At 45.5% G+C, this 15,884-nt stretch carries 9 protein-coding genes; 6 read left to right on the forward strand and 3 right to left on the reverse strand.

The genetic code is table 11. The features are described 5' to 3' along the window. Positions 1 to 365: 365 nt before the first annotated feature. A complete protein-coding gene (yiaY, locus tag ACVBIU_RS10170; RefSeq protein ID WP_447161902.1) occupies positions 366 to 1,514 on the reverse strand; it encodes an L-threonine dehydrogenase in 1,149 nt (382 codons plus the stop codon). A 512-nt stretch (positions 1,515 to 2,026) separates the two neighbouring features. On the opposite strand from yiaY, the gene malQ reads away from it, so the two are divergent. The 6 genes from malQ to ACVBIU_RS10200 all read left to right on the forward strand — a co-directional run bounded on the left by malQ (position 2,027) and on the right by ACVBIU_RS10200 (position 14,802). Continuing rightward, positions 2,027 to 4,480: a 4-alpha-glucanotransferase gene (gene malQ, locus ACVBIU_RS10175; RefSeq protein ID WP_447163665.1), complete on the forward strand. Its 2,454-nt coding sequence runs from the start codon at positions 2,027 to 2,029 to the stop codon at positions 4,478 to 4,480. Continuing rightward, positions 4,477 to 6,753, forward strand: coding sequence for a 1,4-alpha-glucan branching protein GlgB (glgB, locus tag ACVBIU_RS10180; protein WP_447163664.1), 2,277 nt, complete (start codon positions 4,477 to 4,479; stop codon positions 6,751 to 6,753). The genes malQ and glgB overlap by 4 nt, the downstream gene beginning before the upstream one ends. A 3-nt stretch (positions 6,754 to 6,756) precedes the next feature. Beyond that, a complete protein-coding gene (glgX, locus tag ACVBIU_RS10185; RefSeq protein ID WP_447163663.1) occupies positions 6,757 to 9,012 on the forward strand; it encodes a glycogen debranching protein GlgX in 2,256 nt (751 codons plus the stop codon). Further along, on the forward strand, positions 9,009 to 11,531 hold the full coding sequence (locus tag ACVBIU_RS10190) for a glycogen/starch/alpha-glucan phosphorylase (protein WP_447163662.1): 2,523 nt from the start codon (positions 9,009 to 9,011) through the stop codon (positions 11,529 to 11,531). Before glgX ends, ACVBIU_RS10190 begins: the two co-directional genes overlap by 4 nt. A gap of 79 nt (positions 11,532 to 11,610) precedes the next feature. Further along, positions 11,611 to 12,873, forward strand: a complete 1,263-nt coding sequence (gene glgC, locus ACVBIU_RS10195) for a glucose-1-phosphate adenylyltransferase (RefSeq protein WP_447163699.1) — start codon at positions 11,611 to 11,613, stop codon at positions 12,871 to 12,873. Positions 12,874 to 12,876: 3 nt separating this feature from the next. Then, positions 12,877 to 14,802 carry a glycogen synthase gene (locus tag ACVBIU_RS10200; protein WP_447163661.1) on the forward strand — a complete coding sequence of 642 codons (1,926 nt, stop codon included), beginning with the start codon at positions 12,877 to 12,879 and terminating at the stop codon, positions 14,800 to 14,802. Positions 14,803 to 14,928: 126 nt separating this feature from the next. Here the strand turns inward: ACVBIU_RS10200 and ACVBIU_RS10205 are convergent, their stop codons facing one another. Further along, positions 14,929 to 15,402: a LabA-like NYN domain-containing protein gene (locus ACVBIU_RS10205; protein WP_447161896.1), complete on the reverse strand. Its 474-nt coding sequence runs from the start codon at positions 15,400 to 15,402 to the stop codon at positions 14,929 to 14,931. A gap of 138 nt (positions 15,403 to 15,540) precedes the next feature. Continuing rightward, complete coding sequence (locus ACVBIU_RS10210; protein WP_447161895.1) at positions 15,541 to 15,744, reverse strand: hypothetical protein; 204 nt, start codon at positions 15,742 to 15,744, stop codon at positions 15,541 to 15,543. Positions 15,745 to 15,884 lie beyond the last annotated feature (140 nt).

Consider the following 15,884-nt stretch of genomic DNA (forward strand, 5'->3'; position numbering starts at 1 on the left):
ATACCAAACATGTATCGCTTTGTATCCTACCTCCAACATTAAAATAATCTTAAAGTAGTACTCTTTTGCTACACATTGTTAAAAATTAGCAGTTTTTTTTCTAAAAAAATTAAATCTAGAGCAGATTGTCGGCAATATGGTTAACGACTCATTATCGAATGAGAAGAGCATAAAAGGCGCAAGTCAAATTATGGGAGCTAAATTTGCTTGCGACCTTTCACCTCTTACTTAACCGTTAAGTGTTTGCTCTGGGTAAAACTAGACTTTGACTTTTTAGAGCGAGTTAATGCGTATTAACTATTGTTCTTAACTAAAGCGCATTAACTATTGCTTCTTACTTCTTACTTCTTACTATTGTTTCTTAACTAAAGCGCATTAGTAAAAATTTGGCAGATCTCTGCGTGAGTCGCTTGCTTAGGGTTGGTAAAACCACATGCATCTTTAAGTGCATTGTCAGCAAGTGTTGCAATATCTTCAGCCTTGACCCCAAGTTTGGTGAGGTTTTCTGGGATATTGACTGCAACAGATAGCGTTTTAATGGCTTCAATTGCAGCTTGTGCACCTTGCTCATCACTCATTGCTGTGACATCAACACCCATGGCTTTGGCCACATCTTTTAGACGAGCGGGCACCACTTGTGCGTTGTAGGCTTGCACATGAGGCAGTAGTAATGCGTTACATACGCCATGTGGTAGGTCATAGAAACCGCCGAGTTGGTGCGCCATTGCATGCACATAACCAAGGCTCGCATTGTTAAATGCCATACCGGCTAAGAACTGTGCGTATGCCATTTGATCGCGCGCTTCAATGCTTTGACCGTTTTCAACGGCCTCGACCAAGTTTGCTTGAATGAGCTCAATCGCTTTAATCGCGCACGCATCCGTTATTGGGTTCGCGGCAATCGATACGTAAGCCTCGATGGCGTGGGTTAATGCATCCATACCAGTTGCTGCGGTTAGGCCTGCAGGCTTTAGTAGCATTAACTCAGGATCGTTTACGGAAAGAATGGGGGTCGTGTTCTTATCTACGATGGCCATCTTAATATGACGCTCTTCATCGGTAATGATGCAGAAACGGGTCATTTCACTCGCAGTGCCTGCGGTGGTGTTGATGGCAACGAGGGGAAGTTGTGGCTTAGTTGATACATCTAAACCTTCATAATCTTTAATGCTGCCACCATTGGTTGCAACTAATGCGATGCCTTTTGCGCAGTCATGTGGCGAGCCACCACCAAGAGATATCACGAAATCACAGTTGTTAGCGGTTAATATTTCAAGACCTGCTTCGACGTTACCCACTGTTGGGTTAGGTTGTACACCATCGAAGATGACAGAGTTAATATTGTTGCTTGCCAACTTGTCTGTGACCTGGGCTACCAGACCAATATCAACGAGAGGTTTATCTGTAACAATTAATGCATTTTTAAAGCCTAGTGACTTGATGTCACCAATCGCTTCAGTAACAGCATCTTGCCCTAAGATATTGACAGATGGGATAAAAAATTTAGCAGCCATAAGAATCACCTATTACGCTTTTAATGTTAAAAGTTGTTATCTTTTCTGGTAATTAAAGTACCAACACTAGTTTGATAAAGGTGTGACCAACTTCAAATAAGGCGTTTATTTAGCTAAAAAATAGCCCGAAAGTTGGATCTGTCTTACTAATTTTGTAATTTTATGACATGGAGACAAGTATTCAGTTAAGCACAATTTTTCAGGTATTCGCTTTACTGAATTTTGATATTACTTTTCGCTCTTAATCTCTTATTTTATGGCTAATATCGTTCAATATCGTTCAATAACGGTCAGCGGCTGCGCTAATTTTGTGCAGATGTCTGCCTGACTGTTTAATGCCTTTTTTAGATGTGTAGATTACATCTGTTTGTACTTCCCATTTAACTTGCTGATTTTATTAGCATGAATAATGTCACCCTGTTGCAATAAAACTGTCTTCAAGCTGTTATTTGTCTTTGGCATGGTAACTGCTCTATTAAGTTTTTGAATGACGAAGTGCAAGGATGACAGGTATGGGGCTAGAAAAGTTACTGTATTTGCAAGGCGTAGCGGCAGAGTTTATCGACTGCCATGGCGCGCACATCCGGATCTCAGAGGAGGATAGGCTTAATATATTAGCCTGCATGCTAGCACCCCATGAGCAGCATAAATGTGAACCCGCAATGGTACGCCGTCATCAACTTCAGTCTTCCCCATGGATAGAGCAAAGAAACTATCTACTTGATGCTAAACCTTGGACACAACTATTACCGGTATTTCAGCATTGCGATATTAACCAGCTAACCCTAGAGGTTTATCTGCCACAAACTTATCGGCAGGTGCTTAATATTAAGCTGCAGCTTGAATGCGGTGAGTGTTATCAATTTAGTTGTACGCCGCACAGTAACGAGCACTGTGAGGTTATTGGTAATTATCACATCGCTGCAGATGTGTATCTGCATTATCGATTAACAATATCAGCGGCTTTAATGGGTATTGAATTACCTCACATCGGCCTTGGGTATCATAAAGTCAGTGTCGAGCTTGATACTTTAGGGGCTATACCTGAAGCGTCATTGGCTCAAGCCTTAACTGAATCGAGCAAGCAGCATGCTACGGGGACTTGGCTGGTGGCACCTGTTGAGACTTTTCAGGGAGCAGAAGCGGTAGCGCGGGCCAGTAAATTTACTAAATCTACTAATGCCACTAATGCCAATAAGCCCACGAAAGCCTGGGGACTGAGTATTCAGCTTTATAGTCTACGCAGCGAAAACCAGTGGGGGATAGGTGATTTTGGCGACTTAATGCAGCTTATCGATATGCTTGCTAAGCATGGCGGGGCATTTATTTTACTTAACCCACTACACGCACTCGATATTGCCAATCCAGATGCAGTGAGTCCTTACAGCCCAGATGATCGACGTCGACTTAATCCACTTTATATTAATATTGAGCAAGTGGCAGAATTTGAACTGCTGAAGCTTGAAGCGCTATTAACGGCATTAAATCGTGGTTACGCACCGAGTAAAGCACATAAGCCATCGGTAAGTGATGACAGCTTCAAAGGGGTTGCTAGTCTTGATGCGTTAAAAAGGGTGTTAAACCAATCAAACTGGTTAAATTATCGAGATATTAGCCACTATAAATACATCGTTTATCAACAGTTATATCAGGCATTTTGTCAGCAACACCTAGACGTTAATACACCTAGATCGCGGCTATTTAAACAATTTGTCTGCGAGCAAGGCGCGGCGCTTAACCAGTTTTGCCAGCATCAGTCTGCAGCCCAAAAGTGTAACCGTGACGAACCGCAGTTTTTTGCTTACTTGCAGTTTATCGCTGAGCAGCAGTTAGCCCAGTGTCAATTGCACGCTAAACAGTTGCAGATGTCTATCGGGCTAGTCCGCGATCTTGCCGTTGGGGTATCGGCCGATAGCTGTGAAGTCGCGTCTCAGCCTGAGTTATTTTGTACCCATGCCAGTATTGGCGCGCCGCCCGATGAGTTTGCACCTCAGGGGCAAAACTGGGGACTGACTCCTTTTGATCCAATCGCGCTTAAATCCACTGGTTATCAGCATTTTATCGATTTATTACGCTCGAATATGCAGTCTTGCGGGGCCCTTCGTATCGATCATGTTATGTCACTACTGCGTTTATGGTGGTGGCCAAAGGATAGCGAGCTTGGTGGCGGGGCTTATGTTTATTATCCGCAGGATTGCTTGATTGCGATCTTATGCATCGAAAGTCAGCGTGCTCGCTGCCAGATTATTGGTGAAGATTTAGGCTTGATTCCGCCAGAAATAGTGTGTCGCTTGCAAGCTGCTGGGGTGATGTCAAACCAATTGTTTTATTTCAATAAGCAAGATGATCAGTTTACTCCCCCGGCGGATTATAAACGTCGTTGTTTAATGATGTTAGCCAATCATGACGTCCCAACATTAAAAGCCTGGTGGCAAGGTAGCGACTTGTACTTACGTCGCTCGCTTGAGCTTATTGATAGTGATGAAGCGCTTAAGCTTGCACAAGATGAGCGCGCCAAGAATAAGATACAACTGCTCAATCTGTTGATCAACCAAGGTGCGATGTCTAGTCAGTGCAAATTACATGAGATTGATTATCCGCAATTGTTACAGGCTTGGATAAAGGTGAGTGCAGCCGGTAATGCTGAATTATTTAGTGTACAGCTGTGCGATCTTACATTAGAGCGTTTAAGCGTTAATGTGCCGGGCACGTGGCAGCAATACCCTAACTGGCAGCGACGCTTACCTAAAACATTAGCTGAGATAGCAAAAGATGACCGCGTGCAGCATTTGATGCTGCAAGTGTCGGCAGGTCGCATGGCGGGTTTTGCCGCTAATACTAAGGACGCAGTTCAACATAGCAGCAGTGATACTGGCTCAGAGCTGTGCAGGGACAAGACGTTTGATAGTACAAGCTCGTCAATTTCTGAATATTCAAACCACACCAATACGGACAACCTTCTATGAACTCTATTGCTATGACTCAACATGCTGGTGAATTGCAAAGCGGTGGCGATATTGCGCTACTTAATAGCGAATATGTAGACGTATTTGGTTTGCTAGGCATGCACAGTATTAATCAAGGTAAGGCTTTGAGTGTACGTTGCTTCTTGCGTGGTGCGCTAAGTGTTGAGGTCATTTGCTATAAAACAGGTCGTAAAGTTGCCAGCCTAGAGAGACATAATGAAGAGGGGATATTTAGCGGCATTATGGGGCGTAGAGTTAAACCTTTTTTGTATCTATTGCGCGTGCAATACCCTTTGAGCCAAGAAGATATTATTGACCCTTACCAATTCCCGAGTTTGTTAGCTGATGATGACGTATATCTGTTTGGTGAAGGTCGACAAGAGCACGCTTACCAGTTTCTGGGTGCTAACTGGCGCAGCGTTCAAGGTATCGAGGGGGTGCATTTTTGTGTATGGGCTCCCAATGCAAAGCGAGTCTCGCTTCTAGGGGATTTTAATCATTGGGACGGCGCCGTTCATGTTATGCGTCAGCATTTGGCCAATGGTTTATGGGAGATTTTTCTTCCCAGCGCCAAAGGGGGTCAACATTACAAATTTGAAATTGTTAGCTGCCATGGCGAACGGTTAGAAAAGTCCGATCCTTATGCCAAGGCGATGCAAGCTGCGCCAAGTAATGCTTCTTTGGTGCCGCAGCAAACTTTATATCAATGGCAAGATAGCCAATGGCTTCAGGCTCGCGCTAAGGTCAAATGGCATCAAGCGCCGATGTCAATTTATGAAGTTCACTTAGCATCATGGCGGCGTAAAGGTGAGCAGGGTGAAGAGTATTTTGACTATCAAGACTTGATTGAACAGCTTATTCCCTATGTCGTTGATATGGGCTTTACCCATTTACAGTTAATGCCAATCAGCGAGTATCCGTTTGATGGCTCTTGGGGGTATCAGCCTGTTGGCTTGTTTGCGCCTACTTGTCGTTTTGGTGATCCCCAAGCCCTTAAAGCTTTTATTGATGCCTGCCATCAAGCAGGGATCGCAGTGATCTTAGATTGGGTGGCGGCGCATTTTCCAAAAGATCCCCATGGATTAGCTCAGTTTGATGGGAGTTGCCTGTATGAACATAACGATCCTCGCCAGGGGGAACATCCTGATTGGGACACGCTTATCTATAATTATGGCCGCGGTGAGGTACAAAGCTACCTGTTGAGTAATGCGTGCTATTGGCTCAAAGAGTTTCATTTTGACGGACTCAGGTTAGATGCCGTGTCATCTATGCTTTATCTCGATTACAGCCGAGAACCCGGAGAGTGGCAGCCTAATGAGTTTGGTGGTCGAGAAAACTTAGCGGCCATTGACTTTTTACAGGCGCTGAATCAGCGCATGTACCAAGCGTTTCCGGGGATCTGCATGATAGCCGAGGAGTCTACCGCTTGGCCAGGGGTCACTCATATGCTTGATGCGCAAGACGCCGAGCGACACGGCTCACACAATTTGGGCTTTGGCTTTAAGTGGAACATGGGCTGGATGAATGACAGCTTAGGTTATATTAAGCGTGACCCGATTTACCGAGTTCACCATCACCAAGAGTTGACATTTAGCTTAGTGTACCAATATACCGAGCAGTTTATTTTGGCGCTTAGCCACGATGAAGTGGTACACGGTAAAGGCTCTTTACTGCACAAAATCCCCAATGATGATTGGCAAAAATTTGCCACCCTAAGAGCCTATTATGGCTTTATGTGGTGTCATCCGGGTAAAAAGTTGCTGTTTATGGGCAGTGAGTTTGCTCAGCGTGATGAATGGAGCCATAACAAGAGTTTAGATTGGCATCTACTGCAATACGCGCCCCATCAAGGAGTGCAATTGTGGCTTAAAGATCTCAATAGACTTTATCAGTCGAGTGAGCAATTGTGGCAGCTAGATGGCGAACCTGACGGGTTTCGTTGGTTAGATTGCAATAACAGCCAAAGCTGTATTTTTAGCTTTATGCGCAGTAGCAGGGCCGTCGATAGTAAACAAGGTGATAGTAAAAAAGGCGAGAGCCCAATTATCTTTATTATCAATATGACGCCACAGGTGCATGAAGGCTTTCGTATCGGTTTACCCGATAAGCATGATTATATCGAATTACTCAATAGTGATAGTCAGGCCTATGGTGGCAGCAATGTCGGCAATAGTGGCGTTATTTTAGCGCAAGAACAGCCCTATCAGGGACTGGCTTATAGCGCTGAGATCACGATTGCTCCACTTGCTTGTTTAGTCTTAGGTCGGGGCTAAAGCGTGCAAGTACTGAAGGGAAGACCTTACCCTCTTGGGGCGACCTTAGATGACAATGGGGTTAATTTTGCGCTGTTTTCTGCCCATGCAACCAAAGTCACGCTGTGTTTATTTGACCGCAGCGGTCGTTTTGAAACCCAGCAAATCGTATTGACCGAAAACACACAACAGGTTTGGCACGTGTATTTGCAAGGCGTAGATGCCGCTCAGGTTTATGGTTACCGGGTTGATGGCTTATATGAACCTCATTCAGGGCACAGATTTAACCCTTACAAACTGTTACTCGACCCTTACGCTAAGCAGTGGGTGGGTGAGTTTATTGAGCACGAAAGTCACTATGCTTATCAGGTGCAAACTGCTGATGATGTGGGAAGTGCACATGATAAGAGCGGCAACTATGACAAGAGTAGCGATCAGGATTTATGCTTAGATCTGCGTGATAATAGCCAATATATGCCAAAGTGTAAGGTGGTTGATTGTCGAAATCTGCCCCCAATAGCCCCACTCAATCACATAGTTCAAGCTGCATATCTTCATAATGAAGTTGGCTGTCATAGCGGCAATCATAGCGGCAATATGAGTGGAGATGAGCCAACAGCACTAGAGCAAAGCATTATCTATGAGCTGCATGTAAAAGGCTTTTCTCAGCAGCATCCCCAGATTGAACCACGTTTTAAAGGCACTTTTCTCGGTTTAGCTCAGCCTAGCGTACTGCAATATCTCAAACAGTTAGGGGTGACCGCAGTTGAGTTGTTGCCCGTCCATAGCTTTATCTCCGAAGCGTTTCTGCAAGATAAACAGCTAACCAATTACTGGGGATACAACAGCCTTGGGTTCTTTGCCCCCCACAACGCATATTTAAGCCAAGGTAACATTGACGAGTTTCGCCAAATGGTGAGCGCGCTGCATCAATCCGGTATCGAGGTGATCCTCGATGTGGTTTACAACCATACCGGTGAAGGAAATCACCTTGGACCTACGCTGAGTTTTAAAGGCATAGATAACCTAAGCTATTACCGCTTACTGGCGAACGATAAACGCTTTTATATTAATGATACAGGCTGTGGCAACAGTTTGAACATCACTCACCCGCGGGTGTTACAATTGGTTCTCGACTCGTTACGATATTGGGTCGAGGTGATGGGGGTTGATGGTTTTCGGTTTGATCTGGCCAGCGCGCTTGGGCGGGAGGCCTATGGATTTGATCCGGGATCCGGTTTTTTTGATGCTATCGCGCAAGATCCCGTGCTTAATCGAGTGAAATTGATCGCTGAGCCATGGGACATTGGTCCGGGCGGTTATCAGTTGGGGGGCTATCCACAAGGGTGGAGCGAGTGGAATGATCGATATCGCGATACCTTAAGGCGGTTTTGGCGCGGCGATATGGGTATGTTGCCAGAGCTTGCGCGCCGATTTCATGGCTCAAGTGATCTGTTTGAGCCGTCAAAGCGTGGCCCCTGCGCGAGCATCAACTTTATAACCAGTCACGACGGTTTTACCTTACAAGATCTTTTGAGTTACAGCGAGCGTCATAATCACGCCAATGGCGAAGATAATCGCGATGGACACCAAGAAAACGTTAGCAGTAATTACGGCGTAGAAGGGCAGACCGAGCAGGCTGAGATCCAGTCATTACGTCATCGACAGGCGCGTAATATTTTGACCTGTTTAATGTTGTCCCAAGGTGTGCCCATGTTACTGGCAGGCGATGAATTTGGCCACAGCCAACAAGGCAACAATAACGCTTACTGCCAAGATAATCCGCTTACCTGGCTTAATTGGAACCTGGCAGATTGGCAGCAACAACGTTTGCTGTTTACTCAGGCGCTCATCGCGCTAAGAAAACGTTACAGAGCGCTGTGTTACAAGCGTTATATCCATAACGACTCCTCTGATGATTCACCACAGTTACATTGGTTTTGCCGTCAAGCTGAGCCCATGAGTAAGGTGCTTTGGGCTGAAGGACAAACTCGCAGTTTAAGTCTTATTTTAAGTGGTGAATTAGAGGGGACATCGGGTAAGCAACAAGCCTTACTGTTAATGCTTAATAGCGACGAGCAAGCATTACAGTTCACCGCCCCCACGCTAGCCAATTTCTCCCCATGGCAGCGACTTATCGATACTCATAGTGAACATTTTAGCGGCCAAGTCTGCCTTGACGCAAAGTCGCAGTTTACGCTCGAGCCCCAACAAACCTTATTGTTACAAGACAGAAGTGTAATGTTGTTTTACGCCCAATCTAAAGGAGTGACTGCATGACGACGCCTGTAAAAACAAGCGCTAAGACCTCGCTTAAAAAACAAAGCAAAGATAAAACATCGGCTGTAATCAAGGAGCAGGAGCAAGGCCTAGAAGCGATTCAAGCGATTGACCCTTGCAGTTCGCTCGGGGCTAGAATGCAGCGTCATGTTAATAATGGACTCGGTCGAGACTTACATGACAAGCAAGAGTTGTTTAATGCCTTGGCTTTAAGTGTTAAGGAGCAAATGCTTGAAAGCTGGCGCGCCACTCGTCAAGCCGATTGTCAGTTTGAGCGTAAGCAGGTGGCGTACCTGTCATTAGAGTTTCTTATGGGGCGGGCCATGGGGAACGCCGTTATGAACCTAGATCTGTTGCAGCAAACTAAAGAGGTGTTGCAAAGCTATGCGGTAGAGCTCGAAGAGATTGAGCAGATGGAGCATGACGCAGGATTGGGTAATGGTGGCTTGGGCCGCTTGGCGGCTTGTTTTCTTGATAGCTGCGCCAGTTTAGATCTGTGCGTCACAGGTTACGGCATTCGTTACGAATACGGTATGTTTGCGCAAAAGCTGGTGGAGGGTTTTCAAGTAGAGCGCCCTGATCGCTGGCTTCGAGAGGGTAACCCATGGGAAGTACGGGTTGCTGAGCATAATGTCACAGTGCCATTTTTTGGCCACACCAGTAGTTATGTTGACCCAAGTGGTCGTCGTAATGTGGTCTGGTTAGATACGCAAGATGTGTTAGCTGTCGCCTATGACATGCCGGTTCCTGGCTATCAAAATAATCGTATCAATACCTTAAGGTTATGGAAATCAGAAGCTACAGATGATTTTGACTTAGAAGAGTTTAATCAAGGCGATTACACCGAGGCGGTGGCGCGAAAGAACATGGCTGAGCAGATCACTATGGTGCTCTATCCAAACGATGCCAGTGAAAACGGTAAAGAGCTGCGCTTAAGGCAGCAATACTTTCTCAGCTCTGCCAGCTTACAAGATTTACTGAGAACCTGGGTTCAGCGCCGCGGTAATGATTTTAGCCAATTTGCCAAATTTAATGTGATGCAGCTAAACGATACGCACCCGAGCATTGCCATTCCTGAGTTAATGCGGCTGTTAATTGATGAACACTTTTTAGAGTGGGATGCCGCGTGGCAAGTGGTAACACAAACCATGGCGTATACCAACCATACACTATTACCTGAAGCGCTTGAGCGCTGGCCTGTACGGATGTTGGCGCACATGTTGCCTAGGATTTTAGAGATTATTTATGAGATCAACGCCCGTTATTTAGAGCAAGTGGCGCATCACTGGCCTGGAGATGCACAGCAACTGGCGGCAATGTCGATTATCGAAGAGGGCAGTGAACCCCATGTGCGCATGGCCTACCTAGCAATTGTGGCAAGCTTTTCGGTTAATGGCGTGGCAGAGCTGCATAGCAAGCTCTTGGTTTCAGGGTTGTTTAAAGACTTCTATCAGCTATGGCCTGAAAAGTTTAATAACAAGACAAACGGTGTCACCCCAAGGCGCTGGCTAGCCCATTGTAATTCGGAGCTCGCATCATTGCTGACCAGGCGTTTGGGGGATGAGTGGGTGACAGATTTGAGTCATCTCAATGCCTTGAATGCCTTTACCGATGACAACGCTTTCCTGCAAGAGTGGCGCCAGGTCAAACAGAATAATAAAGCAAAGCTGGCACAATTGATTAAAGCCGAGTGCGATGTCGATTTTGATGTTGAGATGCTGTTTGATGTGCAAGTTAAGCGTATTCATGAATACAAACGCCAGTTACTCAATATCTTGCATGTTATCCATCTATACCACCAAATTCAGCAAGGCCATACCAGTGAACTGGTCCCCCGCTGCGTACTGATTGGCGGTAAAGCCGCGCCGGGTTATGCCATGGCCAAACTGGTCATTAAGCTTGCCAGTAATGTGGCTCACATGGTCAATTGCGATCCCGCAGTATCTAAGTATTTACGCGTAGCCTTTTTACCCAATTATAACGTCAGCGCGATGGAAAAAATCTGCCCAGGGACGGATCTGTCAGAGCAAATTTCGACAGCAGGTAAAGAAGCGTCGGGCACTGGCAATATGAAGTTTATGATGAATGGTGCCATTACCATCGGCACCTTAGATGGTGCCAATGTTGAGATGCTCGAAGAGGTGGGCAAAGACAATTTTTTCCTGTTCGGGCTAGATGCTCAAGAGGTGATGCGTCAGCGCCAAAATTATTGTCCGCAGCATTTTATTGATGCTTCTCCGGCTTTAAGTGAAGTGTTGGCGCTACTTAAAAGTGGTCATTTTAGCCTGCTTGAACAAGGGATCTTCTCACCAATCATTGATGCCATCACCAATAAAAATGACCCATGGATGATAGCCGCTGACTTTGAGTCATACCGTTTAGCGCAAGAGAAAGTGTCCAGAGCCTATAAAAATCCGATCACATGGACACAAATGAGTATCCGTAACACCGCTGCAAGCGGTCGTTTCTCTAGTGATGTCACCATCGCTAATTATCGTGACGAAATCTGGAAGGCTTAACCATGGAACAGATACAGACTCAGATAAATAACGCACGACTTAATCTCGATTTTTGTTCAAGGAGTGAACGCTAATGACTATTACCAACCCACGTTATATTAGTAACTTAACCCGCGATACTTATGCCATTATTCTTGCGGGGGGCAGAGGTTCTCGCTTACATGAACTGACGGATTGGCGCGCTAAACCTTCATTATATTTTGGAGGCAAATTTCGCATTATCGATTTTCCGTTATCTAACTGTATTAATTCTGGGATCCGCAAGATTGGTGTGGTGACTCAATATAAATCTCATTCACTGATCCGTCATGTGATGCGCGGTTGGGGGCACTTTAAGAAGGAGCTGGGTGAGTCGGTTGAGATCTTACCAGCATCACAACGTTACTCGGAAAACTGGTACCAAGGTACGGCTGATGCAGTGTTTCAGAACATTGATATTATTCGCCACGAGTTGCCCAAATACGTGATGATATTATCGGGCGATCACGTATATCGCATGGATTATGCGGGGTTGTTGGCAACTCACGTTGAATCGGGGGCTGATATGACAGTTTCCTGTTTAGAGGTTCCGGTTGCAGAGGCCGCTGGTGCATTTGGGGTGGTTGAAGTGGATGAAACCAAACGTATTTTAGGTTTTGAAGAGAAACCTGAACTACCTAAGCATTTACCTGAAAACCCTGAGATGTGTTTAGCCTCTATGGGCAACTATGTGTTTAATACAGAGTTCTTATTTGATCAACTTAAGCGTGATGCTCAAAACGAAGATTCAGATCGGGATTTTGGCAAGGATATCATTCCAGCCATTATTAAAGAGCACCAAGTGTTTGCCCACCGTTTTCGCAGTGCCTTTCCGAACGAGGAAGCTTACTGGCGTGATGTGGGGACATTAGATTCGTTTTGGCAAGCCAATATGGAGCTGCTATCACCGACACCAGCACTTAACCTTTATGACGCCAAGTGGCCGATTTGGACGTATCAAGAGCAACTGCCGCCAGCTAAATTTGTATTTGACGATGATGAACGTCGCGGCATGGCATTGGACTCGATTATTTCTGGTGGCTGCATTATCTCTGGCTCAACGGTGCGCCGCAGTGTGCTATTTAATGAAGTGCGAGTGTGTTCATTTTCCAGTGTCGAAGACTCGGTTATCTTGCCTGATGTGGTGGTGCTACGAAATTGCAAAATCAAAAATGCGATTATAGACAGGGGTTGCATTATTCCCGAAGGGACTGTGATTGGCTATAACCAAGAGCATGACAAAGCCAAAGGCTTTAGAGTTTCGGAAAAAGGTAAAGTGTTAGTCACGCGAGATATGTTGGGCTTACCTGTGGGGTATGAGTGATTTATGCTGCCGCACAATAATATCGACAACCAGACTCAGGCGCTGAACGTGGGTAATGGTCTGAGCCAAAACCATACGCTAAGCAATGAGCTTAATCGTGCGCCTACTGAGGCCACCCAGGCTCGGGTATTAATGCTGGCCGCTGAAAATGGTGCCATTGCTGGTGCGAAAGTTGGCGGCATGGCCGATGTGATCAATGACTTACCTGTGGCATTAGCGGAGCTCAATATTGCCGTTGATGTGGCAATGCCAAGTTTTGGCTCATTGATAGCGGCGGCCAATGCACATTGGCTGGCAGATGTTGACGTTGAGTTTTCAGGGAAAAAGCAACAGGTCGGCGTGTACCGCGCGCTAAACCCTAAGCTTGCTAATAGTCATTTCTACTTATTTGAACATCCACTTTTTCATGGCAGTCATGGCGCTTATTCTCAAGGTGATGCCTCTAGACCATTTGCAGAAGATGCAACTAAGTTTGCCTTGTTTAATCTTGCTGTTGCAGAAGCGCTGCGCATCGATTTTCTAACTGAAGACGGAGCGCAGTACTTTGCTGATAAACCGAGTCATATTCATCTGCATGATTGGCATAACGGATTATTTGCGGTGCTGCGTGCCTTCGATAGTCGCTATGGTTTTTTGCAAGATTTACCTTGTGTGTTCAGTATTCATAATTTGGCATTGCAGGGGATTAGGCCTTTTAACGATGAGGCGTCGTCATTTGCAGCCTGGTATCCGCACTTAAGTGCCGAGCTTACTGAACTGCAATGCAGCTTGATTAAAGATCCACGCTATAGCAACTGCATTAACCCAATGCGGGCTGGTATTGTACTCAGTGATAAGGTTCACCTGGTATCGCCAAGTTATGCTTTAGAGGTGCTCAGCCCCTCATTACCCGAACAGGGGTTCTTTGGTGGCGAGGGCTTAGAGCTGGACTTGCAACATCAGCGTAATCGCAACAACCTGGTGGGTATACTTAATGGCTGTATGTACCCACAAGCACTGGCAGATGTTGAAAAAGAGGTCGAACAAGGCGGTGATAACGAGCATTGCAGCAATGTAGATGCTGAAGTTACCAAGCAAGAGGCTAACAAGAAAAAGCCTAGCAAGAAAAAGCCTAGCAAGAAAGCCAATCAACAAGGCCGAGTCGATTTAACTAAGCAGTTTATCGATCAGGCGTTAAACACGATTATTCAATGGCAGGTGGGCAAGGCACAGGTAAGAACGCAAGACTTTATTGCTCAATGGCGTTTGCAGCAATGGCAAACAGAGGTGACTCATCATATCAATTTAAACAGTGCCAATGCAAAAGAGGCCACTCACACTGAAGATACTAGGTTTATCATGACCTCAGTTGGTCGCCTAACTGACCAGAAGGTGATGTTGCTGCGTAGCCGTTTTGAGCTCGACAATGACGACTGCACTTTACGAGGCCGCACGGTATTAGAGGCCTTGCTGATACGCATGGCAGCTTTCGATGTTAATGCACGTTTTGTCATGCTGGGGAGCGGTGATGCAGAGATAGCCCGTGAGTTTTCAGACATAGCGGCTAAACATCAACAGTTTATTTTCTTAGATGGTTATGATGAACAGCTATCCGATAAGCTTTACAAGCTAGGTTCACTATTTTTAATGCCCAGCTCGTTTGAACCTTGTGGGATCAGCCAAATGTTGGCGATGCGCGCGGGGCAGCTCTGTTTAGTTAATCGGATCGGTGGCCTTAAAGATACGGTACATCATCTAGAAACAGGTTTTACCTTTGAGGGGGGCGATATTCCATCTCAGGGCGCGGCGCTATTGCAGGTCTTTGATGAGGCTACCACTATGGTGGGAAGTGCACGTTGGAATGCTATGCAACAAAGCGCCAAGGCGCAGAGATTTGATTGGCATTCACAGGCAAAGCGTTATCAGGCGTTGTTATACGACTGCACTTGAACAATAAGCTGGTTAACGGGCTTGTAGCAACTCACTTGAAAAGTAATGGCTGTTAACTGGATAAATAAATTATGGCGGACAGATAGTCCGCCATAACACTTGTCGCTCACTCAAAAAATGTCACTGTTACAGCAGTAAGCTGTCATTGATTTCGTGGAACTGTTCAGTTGAGTCAATCAGTGATTTGGCCGTTAAACTAGGCACGCCATAAACTTGGGTTTCAACACCATATCTTTGTTTTATTTTTTGCATTAACAGATCAAAGTCACCATCGCCAGATAGCAAAATCACCGCGTCGACTTCACTTGCGGCTTCCATGATGTCAATGGTAATACCTACGTCCCAATCGCCTTTAGCTGAGCCATCGCTGCGCTGAATAAAAGGCTTAAGTTTTACCTCAAACCCTATGTGTTTTAATGCATCTTGAAACTTGAGCTGGCCATCATCACCGCGATGAATGGCATAAGCGGTCGCTTGAACTATGTCACCTTCATAGCCTAAATGTTGCCACAGTTTGCGGTAATTAAATTGCCGTCCGTATGCTTGGCGGCACGTGTAATAGATGTTTTGTACATCAACAAAAAGGGCAATTTTTTTCACAGAGTACTCATTGGGTTAGCGTGCTATAGCTTAATGATGAACATTATTGTTGCAGCACTGAGGTTACTTTTCATTGGCAAGCAAAGACAATAGCGCAGCTTGGCTATTGAGTGAAGTCCAGTATTGGGAAAATTATCGCTAAATGTAGAGATCTACCAGATGGGAGTCATTATTATCTGATTGTCGGCGATCGTAGACATCTAAATGAGGACTGTGAGGGTATTTACTTTGGTTGCCACTTAAGCGGCGCTCTGCGATAAATTGCCCATTAATAAAAACTGTCTCGTAGATCCTTGGTTCGGCTTCCTGCCAATCTTTTTGTTTAAACTCTGCTTCCTGCATAAGTTCCACCTAACGCTATAAGTCATTATTCGAGCGTGAATAACGGCTGTTTATGTGTGATTTAGCAACCTTGATACCTTTTAGTATAGAAAGAATTGATTAAATCGCAGCAGTATCGGTAAGGTAAGTGGATTGCCATA

The sequence above is a fragment of the Shewanella sp. 30m-14 genome (assembly GCF_052977125.1).

What these genes read in the sequence shown, in the direction of transcription:
- yiaY (WP_447161902.1), bottom strand. Translation starts at nt 1,514, where the DNA reads ATGGCTGCTAAATTTTTTATCCCATCTGTCAATATCTTAGGGCAAGAT.
- malQ (WP_447163665.1), top strand. Translation starts at nt 2,027, where the DNA reads ATGGGGCTAGAAAAGTTACTGTATTTGCAAGGCGTAGCGGCAGAGTTT.
- glgB (WP_447163664.1), top strand. Translation starts at nt 4,477, where the DNA reads ATGAACTCTATTGCTATGACTCAACATGCTGGTGAATTGCAAAGCGGT.
- ACVBIU_RS10190 (WP_447163662.1), top strand. Translation starts at nt 9,009, where the DNA reads ATGACGACGCCTGTAAAAACAAGCGCTAAGACCTCGCTTAAAAAACAA.
- ACVBIU_RS10200 (WP_447163661.1), top strand. Translation starts at nt 12,877, where the DNA reads ATGCTGCCGCACAATAATATCGACAACCAGACTCAGGCGCTGAACGTG.
- ACVBIU_RS10210 (WP_447161895.1), bottom strand. Translation starts at nt 15,744, where the DNA reads ATGCAGGAAGCAGAGTTTAAACAAAAAGATTGGCAGGAAGCCGAACCA.